Source organism: Polynucleobacter sp. SHI8 (genome assembly GCF_027944005.1).
Classification (GTDB): domain Bacteria; phylum Pseudomonadota; class Gammaproteobacteria; order Burkholderiales; family Burkholderiaceae; genus Polynucleobacter.
Map to the genome: position 1 here is coordinate 737,223 of NZ_AP027204.1, position 15,987 is coordinate 753,209.

Sequence of the window (15,987 nt, forward strand, 5' to 3'; positions counted from 1 at the left end):
CTTCAGAATGCCATTCGTTAATAATTGACAAGTGCAATTTGGCTAGAGCAGTCATTGACGATTCGTAAAGCTTGATCTCCAGTCTTTATTTGAGAACTGTAGTTTCGAATTAAGTCATCCAAAGTCGAAGCGGGGGTACCATTTGCAAGCATATATTGACGCAATGATCCAAGAATAGTTCCCAGAGATCGGTTGGTATCTTTGATGGTCTGGTTGATCTGATCACCTCTTGCAATCAGTGCCGAAATGGCTACTTGACCTGCTGTGCAATTAGCCCATCCTGATGGACCCAATTGATTATATAAAGCCTTATTCAGTTGATTTGGGTTATTGGGCTTGCTTGCTGGAGGAGTGACTGGAATAATTGGCGCAATGTAGGGGGTAGCACTTGGTATAAAGACAGCATTTCTGACAGTACCCTGAGCAGTTGCTCCATTCGGATAAAACATAGTTCCTTGAATACCGGCATCGTTTTGCCAACTGCCAACATATCTTGATCCATCTTGCCAAGTGTATGTGCCTTGCCCTTGAAAAGTATCTTGCTGAAAATTTCCTGTATAAATACCACCACTTTTATAGGCCGTGTAGGTTCCGAAGCCATGAGCTTTGCCATTCAAAACTTCGCCAACGTATTTACCATGAGAGTAAAAAAGTGTTTGCGCATTTTGACTATGCACAAAACTAGACCAACTAGACAAGAGTAAAAAAAGCATAACGAAATATTTTTTGGCAGACATTTATAAACCTTATATTATCTATAATGAAATTATTATATGAGGTTTTCATGCCATTCAATTTAAGCATACGCAGAAAAGTTTTAACCGCGATAGCTTTAACTTCGCTAAATCCATTTGGTTTCGCACAAACAAAAAAGCTCTCTCTTGTAGAAAGTGATTCTAAAAAAAATGTTATTGACGGTAAGATCATTGATCCTAAAACACAGCGTGATTTAAGTATTCGAATTCGCTTACCACAGGAGAAGAAAAAATCACCATTAATTATTTATTCACCAGGTCTTGGTAGTGGATTATCTAATGGACAATCTTGGTGTGAAGCTTGGGTTAATGCTGGTTATATTGTCGTGACTATTTCTCATCCAGTCACCAATGACATTATTTGGGATACGCAAAAGACAACTTTTACGAATCGATTACAACAGTCTCTCGCTGGACCACAATATGATTTAAGGGTATTAGATTGTAAGTTTGTCATTAGTGAATTGTTAAAGGGGTCTCAATCATCTTTTTTAGTAAAAGGTGGACTAGTTCAAGATGATTTGAAGTTGGAGGACTATATAGATCCTGAGCGAATTGGTATTGCTGGCCACTCATATGGTGCCTTAACTGTTCAATCGATTTGTGGTCAAGGAAGTGTCGGCATGATTGATCATCGTATAAAAGCAGCGATCGCTTTTTCACCAGGATCCATGACAGAATCAAGTGCTAAAAAAATGGCAAATGTCAAAATACCATTTTTCTGCATTATGGGGGATCATGATAATCAAGTTACTTTTAAAAAGGGACTTGAGAAAATGACCTTAGGGATGACTTTAGCTAAGCGTCGATGGGTATACGATAACCTTCCACGTGGAGCTCGTCAGTTATGGATTGTAAGTCCTGCAGATCATATGACTTTTGCTGGAGAGACAGTTGATGAGCAATCATTTAGTCGTGATATTCCAGTAGGTATAGATGGCGAATCTGATACTTGGGAGCGCATTAATCAAGTGACTACACTCTTTTGGAATTATTACTTATTAAAACAAGCAAAAACAGAAAACCCAAAGTCCTTATTCGTTGAATATGAAAAATCAGTCAAAATCCATTTACATGCCAAAGAGGTCTTTGAGGTCAGTTAATCTTACATATCCTACATATTTTATGCATCAAATAGGATAATGTCGGAATAATTAATTAACTTGAATAACTTTTATGATGGCTAGCAATACCTACATTTTTAATTTTTTTAGCCGTAACCAATCAATTTACATATCAAATGAGTTTTCTATCAAGTGAAGTTTAATTGTTTAAAAATTATTACACTTCTCCTCGGAGTAAGTGTGTTGCCGCAATCCTTTTCTGAAGGCTTGGTCAATGGTTTACTGCAACAACGAGCCAACGCCTTTTTAACGGTTATTAGTTATTCTTTGACCCCCGATGTCACAACGGGTTCACTCTCATTGAATGATAGTGCATTGAGTAATCCTGAGTTGTCAATGACGTCCTTGGGTGGCGGGGGAACACTTAGTGAGAGTTTTCCGTTATATGTAGAGGGCACAATCGCTTTAAATCGCTATAACCCGACTTTTGTCAGTAGTGGTACTACCCCTGTAACAATCCCAGTGAGATGGAATAGTATTTCTGGAACGGGTGGGATTGGTTGGGATTTTAAATTGAATGAGCAATTTAAAATTAGACCCATATTTAATGTTTCTCTAGGTCATGTAGAAAGTGATATTTCAATTGCCTCAAGAGTGATTGAGAATAAAACTGGCGTTAGTCTTGATTTCTTAAATAGTGGGCGCCTGAATGCTTATGGATTAGGCGGATCTATCGTGCTTGATTATGAGGACTATCGCCCTGATCAAGAAAATGAATTTGAACTACGTTATACCAATATTCAATTAACCAGCTTTGACTCTTCAAAATCTGTTGAGGGTCACTCAAGTGCACAAAGTTTAGGTTTGTGGTCGCGCCGAAGAGTGCCTACAGGGTTTACCCTGATGGGTAGTACTGTTAGGAGTGTTGTCGAATTTGCTCATACACAGTATTTGGGGGACTCTAGAGGTGCTTTAGGTTTTAACTTCCTTTCAAGCATAGGCACAGGCTTAGAGCTTGACATCAAAGACTACGATATCTTTTTTACCCGAGCAAGATTAATGGTTCGGTACCAATTTGCCCCAGATATTTCAGGATATTCGATTGGGATTGCAGCTAGTTTCTAATTGATATCTACGATAAAAACAAAATATTTATCCATTTTGCATTGATCCGCATTAGCCCTTAAAAGGTCACCTAAACTCAGAATCGCATGTTATTCTTTGTCATGTAAAATTTCAATAATTGTTTTTTCTTAGAGATTAATTGAGGGCATGATGAAAAAAAATAAGTTCATACAACTTGGTTTGGTAGTTTTAAGTGGATTGATGATGACCATTGCATCAGCGCAAACTGTCAAAATTGGATTTATGGGAACCTATAGCGGCCCAGGTGCTGCTCAAGGTGATCAGTTGGATAAGGGTGTAAAGCTTTTCATAAAGTTGAATGGCGACAAATTACCACCTGGTGTGAAAGTCGAAATTATTACGCGTGACGATACTGGACCAAATCCGGATGTTGCCAAGCGTGTTGCGCAGGAATTGATTGTGCGTGAAAAAGTGAACTACCTTACTGGCTTTGTTTGGTCCCCTAACATGGCGGCAATTGGGCCTTTAACTACCGAGGCAAAAGTGCCTTACGTAAGTATGAACGCTGCTGCAGCAAGAGTGATGATTAATGCGCCTTACATGGCTCGTACATCCTTTACGCTTTGGCAATCAGCTTACCCATTAGGACAATGGGCAGCGAAAAAATATAAAAAAGCTTACACAGCTGTGAGCGATTTTGCACCTGGTCATGAAGCTGAAGAAGGTTTTATCAAAGGTTTCAAAGAGGGCGGCGGTGAGATTCTTGGAAGTGTCAGAATCCCTGTGGCCAATCCTGATTTCACGCCATTTATTCAAAAAATTAAAGATGTAAAACCTGATGTGATCTTTGGCTTTAACCCTGCAGGAAAAGCAGCTACTGGAATGATGAAAGCTTATTCAGACCTTGGATTAGCCAAAGCTGGCATCAAGTTTATTGGTACTGGTGATATTGTGACTGATGAAGAATTGCAAGGCATGGGTGATGTTGCACTTGGCGTGACGACGGTACATCATTATTCAGCCAATTCCAATCGTGCTAGCAATCGTGCGTTTGTTGCTGCTTACAAAAAAGAGTTTGGTGAGAACTTAGAACCTGGATTTATGGCAGTTGGCGCATGGGATGCCATGGAAGCGATTTTTTATACCATTCGTGAGCAAAATGGAAAAATTGATCCAGATAAAACTATGGAGTTATTGAAGAAATATAAAAGTACAACAAGTCCTCGCGGCGAGTTTTCGATCGACCCTGAGACGAGAGATGTAATTAATCCAGAATATTTACGTGAAGTTCGTAAAGTGAATGGAAAACTGGCAAACGTTGAGATTGAAACTCTCAGTACTGGAATTAAAGACCCAATGAAGGAATTTGATAAAAAGAAATAATTGTTTTTAACTTTTATTTTTTTTCATCAGTATTAAACTGAATGGACTCTTTTTTTGCTGCCGTTGTTAGTGTCTTATTTTATGGCGTTGCCTACGGAATGGTTCTTTATGTCATTTCCGTAGGCTTATCCATCACAATGGGGATGATGGGTATTGCTAACTTGGCCCACGGAGTTTTTGCGATGTGTGGTGGTTATATTCTTGTGACCGCCTTGGCTAAATATCAAATCCCATTTCCAATTGCACTTGCCCTATCATTTTTAATCGTTGCTTTTTTTAGTGTTTTTCTTGATCGTTTGTTATACAAGCACATATACGATGCTCCTGAACTTGAGCAAGTTTTATTTAGTATTGCCTTAATTTTTATTTCAATAGCAATTGCCCGTTTGATTTTCGGAACTCTGCAACAGCCTGTGGTGTTGCCAGAGTACTTAAAAGATCAATTTACCTTGATGGGAAGAGACTTTCCAGCATATAGAGTATTTATTATAATTTTTAGCACGATCCTCATTGCCGCTTTATGGTTTGGTGTTGAGAATACCAAATGGGGTGCAATGGTTAGGGCAACAGTGGATAACCGTGCTATGGCGCAGTCCATTGGGATTAATACCAAATTGCTATTCAGCATTACTTTTGCGGTTGGAAGTGGTCTTGCTGGTATGGGAGGGGCTTTAGGCGCAGAAATTATTGCTATTCAGCCAACTTACCCTTTTGAGCAATTAGTGTTCTTTCTGATTGTTGTCTCAGTAGGTGGATTAGGTAGTTTAAAAGGACCATTTTTTGCCGCGCTCTTGATCGGTGTACTCGATACGGCGTGTAAATATTGGATACCTGAAGTAGGTGCATTCTTAATTTATATAGTGACAATTGGAATTTTATTGTGGCGTCCTCTTGGTTTAATGGGAAAACGTGCATGAGTAATTTAGTCGGCTTCCAATCCAATCCACGCTTAAAAATTTCAGAGCTCATCACTTGGGTGTTGGCTTTAGCAGTTTTCTTTGTTTTGCCGGATTATCTATCATTGGGCGCGCAAATACTCACCTATATTTTGTTTGCACTCTCTTTAGATTTGATCACAGGATATGCTGGTGTGGTGACGTTAGGTCATGCAGCTTTTTTTGGAGTTGGGGCTTATACCTGTGGGATTTTATCTGCCAAGCTGGGTATAACTGACCCATTGTTACTTCTTCTGATGAGTGCCATCGTTTGTGGTTTGCTAGGAGTGAGTACAGGCCTGATTATTTTGCGAACACAAAAATTAACCCAGTTAATGTTAACTCTAGCAATCGCGGCATTATGTTTTGAGGTGGCAAATAAGGCAACGACCATCACGGGTGGGGCAGATGGATTGACTGGAGTAATCATCGGTCCAGTTTTTGGTTTATTTAAATTTGATTTTTTGAATAAAACAGCCTACCTATGGTGTTTAGGGATTTTATTTATTTTTTGGTTTCTGGTGAGACGATTAATTTATTCGCCGTTTGGCATTACTCTAACTGGAATTAAAGAGAATAAACAAAGGATGCAAGCTATTGGCGTACCAGTTAACTCTTATCTATTGAAGGCATACACTTTTTCAGGGATGATTGCTGGTATTGCAGGGGCTTTGATCGCACAAACCAACCAATTTGTAGGCCTTAATGTCATAGGTTTTGAACCATCTGGCGAAATACTTGTCATGTTGATTTTAGGTGGTGTTGGCAGAATCTATGGGGCATTTGTGGGACCCATCGTATTTTTAGTTGCTCAGGATTTTTTAGCCAAACAATTTCCAGAGTATTGGAATTTAGGAATCGGTTTGATGTTATTAATTGTGGTTTTATTCGCCAAAGGTGGAGTCTTAGGAGTCTTTGACAAATTAATCGCACTTGGGAGATCTAGTAAGTGACATTAGCTCTAGAGACGATTGGATTATCTAAACAATTTGGAGCCTTGACGGTATCCGATCAGATTAATTTTCAACTAGAGCCGGGTGCAAGGCATGCTTTAATTGGCCCTAATGGAGCCGGTAAAACCACATTTATCAATTTACTAACAGGACGATTAACGCCATCATCTGGACAGGTAAAAATGATGGGGCAAGAAATTAGTTCACTCAATGAAAGCCAAAGAGTCAAGATGGGCCTTGGGCGAACATTTCAGATTAACTCATTATTTAATAAGATGACCGTTTTAGATAATGTCTCTTTAGGCATTTCAGAACGTCTTGGTATTTCAAAAAAAATGTGGAGAAATGCAAGCGCATTTACACATTTAAAAGAAGAATCACTAGAAATCTTAAGTCTTTTAGGAATTGCCGATGATGCTCATGAAAGAGTTAATCAATTGCCATATGGTAAACAACGTTTAGTTGAAATTGCGATTTCTTTAGGTTTGAAGCCTAAGGTGCTACTTTTAGACGAACCTGCGGCTGGAGTTCCATCGATGGAATCGGGACGTATTTTGCAGGCTTTAGATGTTTTACCAAAAGATATTGCCATTTTGATGATTGAGCATGATATGGATTTGGTATTTCAGTTTGCCTCAAAAATTACTGTATTGGTTCAAGGTGCAGTCTTGTGTGAGGGAACTCCAGCTGAGATTGCAAATGATTCCAGAGTTCACCAAGTTTATTTAGGAGAGCCCAATGAGTGAAGATAAAAATAAAATAGCTCTTCGCTTACAAGGTGTTCATGCCGGGTATGGAGAGTTAAATATTTTAGAAAATATTAATATTGAAATCCCAACCAACACCTCTTTAGCCCTTTTGGGAAGGAATGGGGTTGGTAAGACAACCTTGATGTCAACTATCATGGGGCATGCCACTTTGCATTCTGGCAGGATTGAACTGTTTGGTAAGGACATTCAATCTTTGCCCGTTTATGAACGATCTAGGCTAGGCATTGGCTATGTTCCGCAAACGAGAGACATATTTCCATCGTTAACTGTTGAAGAAAATATGTTGATTGCAGCTAGACCAGGTCGTTGGCCACTGGAGAGGGTGTATGAGTTATTCCCTCGTTTAGCTGAGCGAAAAGATAATATGGGGAATCAATTATCAGGCGGTGAACAGCAGATGTTGGCCGTTGGGCGAGCACTCATTTGTGATCCTAGCTTACTTTTGTTAGATGAACCCCTGGAAGGTCTAGCCCCAGTCATTGTGCAAATGTTGATGGATGTCATCAAAAAGCTCATAAGAGAAGAAAATTTGACGGTTATATTAGTTGAGCAGTCAGCAAAATTGGCATTGCAAGTCACGGATCAAGTCTTGGTTCTCAATCGTGGACAAGTAACCCATCATGGTAAAAGTGAGGATTTGCTAAGCCAACCTGAGCAATTAGCTAAGTTAATTTCTGCAAACTAAACGTATTATTTAAATGTGGTAAATTCTTATCTGTATTTGATAGAACACATAATATTTTAAATCTAGGGATTTTTTTTGAGAACTTATAATATATTGTTTCTTTGTACACATAATTCAGCAAGGTCGATTATTGGTGAAATTATTGCGAACACGCATATTAGTAAAAAATTCGTTGGTTATTCTGCTGGATCACATCCAGCAGAATCTATTAACCCATTTGCTTTAGAAATTGCCGATGAATGTGGTTATCCACGAGATAACTTGCGGACTAAACTTTGGAATGAGTATGCTAGTTTTGAATCGCCTAACATGGACTTTATTATTATTGTTTGTGAGGGCCCTGTGGTGACTGGTCAACCTTATTGGCCGGGTAGTCCTATCATAGCAAGTTGGACCTTTGATGATCTTGCTCTTATTCAAGGCAGTGATGAATTGAAAAGAAGGGCTTTCAAAAAAGTCAAAATTGAACTTCAAAGAAGACTTGATATATTGTCCTCCTTACCTGAAAGTTCATTGACTCAAGAAACTCTCCAACTCATTCATCTAAAGAAGTAAGATTAGCACCCTAATTTGTTTTAACGAAATTGGGTGTGAATATGAATGCCTTCATGCTCATCATGTTTGGCATTCCAAATTTCTGATTCAATAGCTCGAGTTGTTTCTTTGTAACCAGTTTGAGACCTTGACTCTATTCCTTGAGTAGAAAAATCAATGTCTTTATATTGATCTTCACCATCGAGCCGATCTATTGTGAGATGAATAATATGCATGATGCTTTCACATCCCCAAGTCATGAGTTCCTGAACTCGAGGATCTTTTTTTTCTTCCTCTGACATAAGGCTAGTCAATTGTCGGATTGTGTGTCTTAAACGGTGTATTTTTTTTTCCTTGTCTAAAAAATGATCACGACTCGAAAATTGGATATCTTTTTGTTTAGATAAGACTTCATTAATTGTTTTTGGTTCTTCACTTACTGGATTCCAAAGCTGTACGGAGAAAATAATCGAACTATTTCTAGGGGTATCGTCTAATACAGCCTCAATCGGGGTATTAGAAAATATTCCCCCATCCCAATAAGGCTCCCCATCAATACGAATGGCTGGAAATGCTGGCGGTAATGCCCCAGAAGCAAGGATGTGGTCTAGTTCAATGATTTCTTTATGAGAGTCAAAATAGCGCATTTCGCCACTATTTGCATTCACAGCACCTACAGTAAATCGAACTTTTTTCGAGTTTAAATAATCAATGTCAATGAGTTCATTGAGTGTACTTCTTAGGGGGTCTGTGCTGTAGTAGGCGGCCTTTTCAATACCTAAAGGTAAGTTGGGGTTGACCCATTGTGAAAAGCTTGGCGTAAAAAATCCTTTTACCCCATAGGATACGGTCATAAAGTTAAATAAAGATTTATTTTTTTCAGCCAAAGTGCGATTTTTATTTTGTAGTTGATCCCAAAATTCTTGTAGTTTTTTTAGCCTTAACTCAGGAGGATTGCCTGTAATAATTCCGGCATTAATTGCCCCTATTGATGTTCCTATGACCCAGTCAGGTTCAATTCTTTTTTCATACAATGCCTTAAAGACACCCAATTGGTAAGCGCCTAGTGCACCGCCACCTTGAAATGCGAGTACTTTTTTAAATTGTTTTGGGATTTCAATTTTAGTTAAAGATGATTTTTTCATAGGGGTATCAACTAGTAGGTTTGAGGACTAAAAATGCATTAATATAAAAAAAAGTATACCTAGTAAATATGGCAATTTCTCCTGAGAAAGCTACAAGATGAATCTTAAAAATAGTATTGTCGTTCTTGGTTTATTGATCTTTTCCCAACAGGGTTTTTCACAAACTTGGCCTAATAAACCTGTCACATTAGTAGTTAGTTATCCTGCTGGTGGTGGAGCTGATGCTGTCGCGAGATCTTTGTCAGGGCCTTTAGGAAAAGCCTTAGGTACGACAGTAATTGTTGAAAATAAGCCTGGTGCCTCTGGTCAAATAGCAGCATCGCTTGTTGTAAAAAGTGCCCCTGATGGTTATACCTTATTGCTAGATGCTTCATCATATGCCGTTAATCCAGGCTTATTCAAAAAGCTACCTTATGATGCCACCCGAGATTTTAAAGTCTTGGGGTTGTTAGCATTATTTCCAAATGCCTTATTAGTAAATCCCAATTTTCCAGCTAAAAATGTCAAAGAGCTAATTGCGATGGCTAAAAATAAACCCGAAGAAATTGCATATGCAACTTCAGGCAACGGCTCTGCACAACATATGGCAGGGGCTATGTTTGAAATCAAGGCAGATATAAAAATGCAAGGAATTCCATACAAGGGTGGAGCTCTAGCTGTAAATGACGTGATGGCAGGTCAAGTGCCAATCATGTTTGGTACGATTGCTTCAACAAAGACTTATGTTGAGGCAAAAAAATTAAACGTATTCGCTGTCACTAGTAAAAAGAGATCTAGTATCTGGCCAGATGTACCTACCATGGCTGAGGCAGGAGTTCCAGCCTACGAAGTATATGAGTGGAATGCTATTTTTGCCCCATCAGGAACCCCAGAGCCGATTGTAAAGAAACTATCCGAAGCAATCACTTTAGCCATGCAAAGTCCAGAAATGAAAGACAGAATTTCTCAACTTGGTGGTGATGTTTATCAAGGTAGCGTTGCTGAAGGAAATCAATTCATTCAAAATCAAATTCAGGAATGGATAAAAATTATTCGTGAAAAAAACATTGCACTTAATTAATATAATCACCCTTTAACAGGAAAAAAATGACAAGCACTCCGATTGAAGAAGCACTTCGTTCGCACTATATTGACCCTCATGAAATGACTTGGTCACCAACACCATTTCCGGGTATCAAGATTAAAGTTTTGTACTCAGAACCAATATCTGGAATGTCTACCGTATTATTTCAAATGGACCCAGGGGCGATTGTCCCTTTTCACGAACATACTGGACTTGAACAAACATTTATGTTGGAAGGAAGTCTTGAGGATGAAGAGGGTAAAGCTTTTCCTGGAACTTATGTTTGGCGTCCAGGTGGGAGTAGGCATATCGCAGTAGCGCCGAATGGCGCCACTTTCTTATCTATGTTTATGAGTCCAAACCATTTCTTTTCAGGTGAAAAGTATGATTTGAAATAGAGGATTATTCAGGCTGTATTCCCGCAGCTTTTAAGGCAGTTTTCCAACGATCTACATCCGCTTTTAAAAAGACTTGTAAAGCTTCAGGATTTGCCTGAGAGGGCGATGCAATAGAGGCACTCATTTCTTGATAACGATCGATGATGTTTGGATCTTTAAGAGCCTCTCTTAAGCTAATCGCAAGCCGATCTATCACTTCTTTTGGAGTGCCCTTGGGGGCATATAAGCCATGCCAAACGGTTAACTCAAAACCTGGCAGACCAGACTCAGAAAATGTAGGTACTTGAGGCAGGATTTTTAAACGATTTTTTGTCGCAACAGCGATGGGTTTAAGATTACCCGCTTTAATATGTGCAATGGTACTTGCTGGTTGGTCGCAAATTAAATCAACTTGACCACCTAATAAGTCATTCAGTGCAGGTCCCGTACCTTTGTAAGGTACGCTAGTCCATTTACTATTTGTTGCACTTTTTAAGAGAGCTTCACATAATTGAGATGTTGCCCCAACTCCAGCATTTGCGAAATTTAATTTGTCGCCATTCGATTTGCATAAGCAAGTAGTTCATTGAGGTTGTTACTTGGAAAGTTTTTTCTCGCTACAAGAATCATCGGTACTTCAGTAACGATACCAATAGGTTCAAAATCTTGGATAGGACTATAGGTTAATTTGCTATAGAGGGCGGGTGCGCTTGCATGAGCCATATTGTGGAACAGTAAGGTATAGCCATCCGCCTGAGATTTTGCAACCTTATTGGCGCCAATAGTTCCCCCTGCACCACCAGTGTTTTCTACAATCACACTTTGATTTAAATTATTTGACATGGAGGCACCGAGTAATCTTCCAAGCACATCCGTAGAACCTCCCGGAGGAAAGGGAATAATCATATGTATCGGTTTGTTCGGAAAAGAACTTTGGCCATAAGTAAATAAACTAAACAGATTGCAGAAAATAAATAAAACCAGAAGGGAGTATTTTTTCATCATATGCGTTGTGGATTGCTTAAAGAGACTATTTCTAAATGATCAGGACCTGACCTTGAATATGATTGCATCACGAGAGGGTCATGACCTGGGATGATATGTTGTTCAGATTCAGCAAGTGATTCGATCAGTTCATAGGCATTGAGCATATCTACAGTGTCTGCAACGATTGGGAAAGGAGAGCGATGAACAAGATTCTCTAAATAATGCGCTGCATCAGAGGCGAGAACAATCCAGCCCCTTTTCGTATGAACCCTGACGATTTGCAGACCTCGAGTATGACCTCCAACCCAATAGACTTCAATTCCTGAGCGTAATTCATAAACACCATCATGAAAACCTACGCGCTCTTCGTAATTTGCATAAATAAGTTCACATACATTATGGGGGTCATAGGCATGCCGGCAAAAGGCATGACGCATATCTTTACCTGTGGAATAGGACATTTCACGTTCTTGCAGATGAAAGCGAGTATTTTTTAATTTTTCTATATTACCCGCATGATCATAGTGAGCATGGGTTAATACAGTATCTTTAATTTCATGAACCGCAATACCTGCATCTTGTAAGGATTGGATTGGGCACCGTAATAGATTTCTTTTTCTTTCATTCGCAGCTTTTTGATCAAACCCTGTATCGATGAGGATAGTTTCCTTATCATTTTTTAGAAACCAAACATAATAGTCCATTTGGGTTTGTGCATCATGTAAATCATGAACAATAAAATTTTCTAGTCTTCTACGACTAATCGTCGCATAACGCATAGCAAATACTTCCCAAGTACCTAAGCTCATAGTTAGCTTTCTAGATTTTTATCTTTGATATATGCAAACATCGCCGTATGATCCGCACCTTTTTGAAGAGACTTTTCCGCTTCCTCCCACTCTTGAAAACATAATTCAGAAAAGCTACCAGGTGATTGCATTTCCTCAATAAAATCTTTTGCTGTTTGAATATCTTTTCGCATCAGAGCAATGGCAAAACCAGAATTAAAAGTGCCAGATAACATAAAGTTTTCTACTTTAACCTCCGTAGTATTATTCTTGCCCGAAGAGGCATTAAAAACTTGGTTGGCTAGATGTGGATTAATGCCAAACTTTTCTGCAGCAACTAAAGCCTCACTCACCGCCAATAAACCGGCTGCAGAAACATAATTATTTAAAGCTTTAACCGCATGTCCTGCACCTGCAGTACCCACATGAACAATTGTTTTTCCGAGGGCTTGAAAAACAGGTATGACTGGTTGAATATGGTGTTCATCGCCACCAATCATAATGGCTAAAGAGCCATCGATAGCCCTTTTAACTCCGCCGGATACTGGGGCATCAATAAAGCCAAAGCCCAAACTCTTTAAACGCTCTGCATTTATTTTTGAATTGGTCGGTCTTGAAGAGCTCATATCAATGACTAAAGTATCTTTTTGAAAATGACTCACAATACCATCTTGATGATTACCCCAAAGTAATTGATCAATGATTTTGCTATCAGGAAGAATCAAAATAATAATCTGACAGGTTTTGGCAATTTCTTCTGGGCTATTTAACCATTCGAAATTGGCACTTTTAGTTATTTTTTCTTGAGCTAGAGGATTTATATCAAAGCCTTTTACCTGAAAATTAGCTTGTAATAAATTATTTGTCATGGGAACTCCCATCATGCCAAGGCCAATCACGCCAATGGTTTTATTTTGCATATACATGTCCTATCTAAATAGATGAAGTCTCATTTGTAGCCTAAAAGCTTTATTTTTAGGTTATTCTTATTTAGAAATATACACCACTTATTCATAGGAATCATTTTGCGATGTCAAGAATTACAGAAGAATTAATTCAATATATTGAGCAATGTCAATACGAAGATTTACCAAGTCATGTTGTGCATGAAGCACGACGTTCATTAATGAACTATTTTGCTGTTTGTATTGCTTCAAATCAAGATCCAACGATTGTTAAAGCTTATCAAATTTTTAGTCAGTTCTCTGGTCAAGCACAGGCGAATGTGATGGGATTTAAAGACAAGTTAGATATCTTGCAAGCATCTGCAATCAATGCGATGGCGGCAAATGTCTTTGACTTTGATGATACCCATATCCCAACGATTATTCATCCTACAGCACCTGTTGCTGCGCCATTATTAGCGCTTGCGCAACAAAAAATGACCTCTGGTAGGGAGTTCTTATTAGCCTTCATTTTAGGTATGGAAGTAGAGTGCCGAATTGGCAATGCTGTTTCACCATTTCATTACAGCAAAGGGTGGCATATTACATCAACTTGTGGCGTGTTTGGTGCAGCGATTGGTAGTGCGAAGTTGATGGGATTAGATCAACAACAGATATTGTGGGCATTGGGGAATGCGGCAACACAAGCGTGTGGATTAGTAGAAAATCTAGGAACGATGTCAAAGAGCTTAAGTGTTGGCAATGCTGCAAAAAACGGACTTTTATCTGCAATATGCGCGGCCGAAAATTTCGATGGCCCCAAGGATCCTTTGGAGGGGGCGAGAGGTTTTTTACAGGTCTTCGGCGACCATGTTCAAATACATCATTTAAATGAAAAATTAGGAACCCACTGGGAAGTCTTAAATAATACCTATAAGCCATTTCCATGTGGTGTTGTCCTTAATCCTGTGATTGAGGCTTGTTTAGAAATCTATCATGAAGAGCAATCTAACCGTGAGTTTTTATCCTCAATACAAGCCATTCGAATTATTGGTAATCCTTTATTAAAACAACGAACTGATCGACCTTCGATTGAAAATGGCAGACAGTCACAAGTCAGTGGCCAACATGCTGTTTCTGTGGCATTACATTTTGGTCAAGCGGGTCTGAAAGAATTTAGTGATGAAATAGTCAAGAATGAGAAGATTCAAGCGTTTTATTCGAAAGTCTCTTTTATAGACGATTCTACAATTGCAGTTGACGGTGTCAAAATCCAATTGCTATGTAAAGATAGAATCATTGAAAAACAAATTGATCATGCCAAAGGGTCTGTCATTAGACCATTATCTGATGAGGATTTAGAAAATAAACTGAGAAATCAAATTGACTATCATCAATTGAAATTAGACCCAGAAAAAATTATCAACCTTACATGGTCGATTGATCAAATGAAGGATGTAGAAACCCTGTTGCATGAATTACAGTTTAATCAATCTTAATATTCGCTTCTTGAATAATTTTTTTATAACTTAGAATTTCTGAGTGGATATAGTCACTAAACTCCCGAGGACTACCACCAACGATCTCAAGACCATTGCTGATTAGTTTTTCACGAATTTCTTGATCTTTTAGAACTTCATTGAGTTCTGAGTTTAATTTATTAATAATAGCTGGAGAAGTTTTTGCTGGGGCCAAGACTGCATGCCAGGCAACAGCCTCAAATCCGGGATAACCAGATTCCGCTACTGTTGGAACATTCGGTAGCAGTTTAGAGCGATTCTTGCTAGTAACAGCTAAACCTTTAATTCGGTTGGACTGTACCATGGGAGTACTTGATCCGGCGTCACCAAACGTAAGACTGACTACACCAGCCATTGCATCCATTAAAGCCGGACCAGCTCCCTTGTAGGGAACATGAATCATTTTTATTTGTGTTGAACGCATAAATAATTCAGCTGCGATTTGCGCAGAACTTCCCTTGCCGGCTGTACTAAAAGAGTACTTTTCAGGATTGCTTTTAGCTGATTGAATAAATTCTGTTAAATTTTTAAATGGAATTTGATTATTCAGAGCGATTAAGTAGGGATAACTAGTGAGTTGAATAATCGGTGAAAAATCTTTTTCTGGGTCATAAGGCACTTGAGGGAATAATGAGGGATTAATGGCATTTGGACCAGTCTGTCCTAGAAGAAGGGTATAACCATCAGGACTGGCTTTTGCGACAGCATCAGAGCCGGCAATGCCTCCCGCGCTTCCCCGATTATCAATGACGAAAGATTGTCCTAGTCGTATTGATAATTTCTGGAATACGAGTCTTGCAACAATATCTGCACCTCCACCGACAGCAAATGGTACGATTACCTTTACCGGTTTATTAGGATATTCTTGAGCTGATGTATACAATACATGTGATAAACCAAAAACAAAAATGATCGTTTGCAATAGTCGATTTATCTTAAGCATATTGATTCCAATTTAAAAAAAGAGAGGCACTCATTTGAATGTAATACCTACTATATCAAAGTGTTTTATCACTCTATTCATTAGTTATTTTTTAATTTTGCAAGCACATGCGCAA

The 15,987-nt window shown here is 38.8% G+C and carries 17 protein-coding genes and 1 pseudogene; 11 read left to right on the plus strand and 7 right to left on the minus strand.

The window, feature by feature from the left end; genetic code table 11:
* Window positions 1–17 precede the first annotated feature (17 nt).
* Window positions 18–737 carry a hypothetical protein gene (locus QMN06_RS03785; RefSeq protein WP_281971197.1) on the minus strand — a complete coding sequence of 240 codons (720 nt, stop codon included), beginning with the start codon at window positions 735–737 and terminating at the stop codon, window positions 18–20.
* Between the two features lie 47 nt (window positions 738–784).
* On the opposite strand from QMN06_RS03785, the gene QMN06_RS03790 reads away from it, so the two are divergent.
* The 8 genes from QMN06_RS03790 to QMN06_RS03825 all read left to right on the plus strand — a co-directional run bounded on the left by QMN06_RS03790 (window position 785) and on the right by QMN06_RS03825 (window position 8,186).
* The gene (locus tag QMN06_RS03790) at window positions 785–1,858 is read left to right on the plus strand and encodes a hypothetical protein (protein ID WP_281971198.1); all 1,074 of its coding nucleotides are present in this window, start codon (window positions 785–787) and stop codon (window positions 1,856–1,858) included.
* 201 nt (window positions 1,859–2,059) lie between these two features.
* The gene (locus tag QMN06_RS03795; protein ID WP_281971199.1) at window positions 2,060–2,944 is read left to right on the plus strand and encodes a hypothetical protein; all 885 of its coding nucleotides are present in this window, start codon (window positions 2,060–2,062) and stop codon (window positions 2,942–2,944) included.
* A gap of 147 nt (window positions 2,945–3,091) precedes the next feature.
* A complete protein-coding gene (locus QMN06_RS03800) occupies window positions 3,092–4,288 on the plus strand; it encodes an ABC transporter substrate-binding protein (protein WP_281971200.1) in 1,197 nt (398 codons plus the stop codon).
* A 41-nt stretch (window positions 4,289–4,329) separates the two neighbouring features.
* Window positions 4,330–5,205, plus strand: coding sequence for a branched-chain amino acid ABC transporter permease (locus QMN06_RS03805; RefSeq protein ID WP_281971202.1), 876 nt, complete (start codon window positions 4,330–4,332; stop codon window positions 5,203–5,205).
* Complete coding sequence (locus tag QMN06_RS03810; protein WP_281971204.1) at window positions 5,202–6,176, plus strand: branched-chain amino acid ABC transporter permease; 975 nt, start codon at window positions 5,202–5,204, stop codon at window positions 6,174–6,176. Before QMN06_RS03805 ends, QMN06_RS03810 begins: the two co-directional genes overlap by 4 nt.
* A complete protein-coding gene (locus QMN06_RS03815; RefSeq protein ID WP_281971206.1) occupies window positions 6,173–6,922 on the plus strand; it encodes an ABC transporter ATP-binding protein in 750 nt (249 codons plus the stop codon). The genes QMN06_RS03810 and QMN06_RS03815 overlap by 4 nt, the downstream gene beginning before the upstream one ends.
* The gene (locus tag QMN06_RS03820; protein ID WP_281971208.1) at window positions 6,915–7,631 is read left to right on the plus strand and encodes an ABC transporter ATP-binding protein; all 717 of its coding nucleotides are present in this window, start codon (window positions 6,915–6,917) and stop codon (window positions 7,629–7,631) included. The genes QMN06_RS03815 and QMN06_RS03820 overlap by 8 nt, the downstream gene beginning before the upstream one ends.
* 75 nt (window positions 7,632–7,706) lie before the next feature.
* Window positions 7,707–8,186, plus strand: a complete 480-nt coding sequence (locus QMN06_RS03825) for an arsenate reductase ArsC (protein ID WP_281971209.1) — start codon at window positions 7,707–7,709, stop codon at window positions 8,184–8,186.
* A gap of 20 nt (window positions 8,187–8,206) precedes the next feature.
* Here the strand turns inward: QMN06_RS03825 and QMN06_RS03830 are convergent, their stop codons facing one another.
* A complete protein-coding gene (locus QMN06_RS03830) occupies window positions 8,207–9,310 on the minus strand; it encodes a patatin-like phospholipase family protein (protein ID WP_281971210.1) in 1,104 nt (367 codons plus the stop codon).
* A 97-nt stretch (window positions 9,311–9,407) separates the two neighbouring features.
* Between QMN06_RS03830 and QMN06_RS03835 the strand changes: the two genes are divergently transcribed.
* Together QMN06_RS03835 and QMN06_RS03840 are read left to right on the plus strand one after the other, a co-directional pair.
* Complete coding sequence (locus tag QMN06_RS03835; RefSeq protein WP_281971211.1) at window positions 9,408–10,370, plus strand: tripartite tricarboxylate transporter substrate binding protein; 963 nt, start codon at window positions 9,408–9,410, stop codon at window positions 10,368–10,370.
* 26 nt (window positions 10,371–10,396) lie between these two features.
* Complete coding sequence (locus QMN06_RS03840; protein WP_281971212.1) at window positions 10,397–10,771, plus strand: cupin domain-containing protein; 375 nt, start codon at window positions 10,397–10,399, stop codon at window positions 10,769–10,771.
* A gap of 4 nt (window positions 10,772–10,775) precedes the next feature.
* Here the strand turns inward: QMN06_RS03840 and QMN06_RS12500 are convergent.
* The 4 genes and pseudogenes from QMN06_RS12500 to QMN06_RS03855 all read right to left on the minus strand — a co-directional run.
* Window positions 10,776–11,261: pseudogene (locus QMN06_RS12500) on the minus strand (tripartite tricarboxylate transporter substrate-binding protein); the annotation flags it as partial.
* A 35-nt stretch (window positions 11,262–11,296) separates the two neighbouring features.
* Window positions 11,297–11,656, minus strand: coding sequence for a tripartite tricarboxylate transporter substrate-binding protein (locus QMN06_RS12505; protein ID WP_348649141.1), 360 nt, complete (start codon window positions 11,654–11,656; stop codon window positions 11,297–11,299).
* Window positions 11,657–11,751: 95 nt separating this feature from the next.
* A complete protein-coding gene (locus QMN06_RS03850) occupies window positions 11,752–12,546 on the minus strand; it encodes an N-acyl homoserine lactonase family protein (protein WP_281971213.1) in 795 nt (264 codons plus the stop codon).
* A 2-nt stretch (window positions 12,547–12,548) separates the two neighbouring features.
* On the minus strand, window positions 12,549–13,445 hold the full coding sequence (locus tag QMN06_RS03855; RefSeq protein WP_281971214.1) for an NAD(P)-dependent oxidoreductase: 897 nt from the start codon (window positions 13,443–13,445) through the stop codon (window positions 12,549–12,551).
* A 110-nt stretch (window positions 13,446–13,555) separates the two neighbouring features.
* On the opposite strand from QMN06_RS03855, the gene QMN06_RS03860 reads away from it, so the two are divergent.
* Window positions 13,556–14,908 carry an MmgE/PrpD family protein gene (locus QMN06_RS03860; protein ID WP_281971216.1) on the plus strand — a complete coding sequence of 451 codons (1,353 nt, stop codon included), beginning with the start codon at window positions 13,556–13,558 and terminating at the stop codon, window positions 14,906–14,908.
* Here QMN06_RS03860 and QMN06_RS03865 read toward each other — a convergent pair.
* Window positions 14,895–15,872, minus strand: a complete 978-nt coding sequence (locus QMN06_RS03865; protein WP_281971217.1) for a tripartite tricarboxylate transporter substrate binding protein — start codon at window positions 15,870–15,872, stop codon at window positions 14,895–14,897. The genes QMN06_RS03860 and QMN06_RS03865 overlap by 14 nt on opposite strands.
* Window positions 15,873–15,987 lie beyond the last annotated feature (115 nt).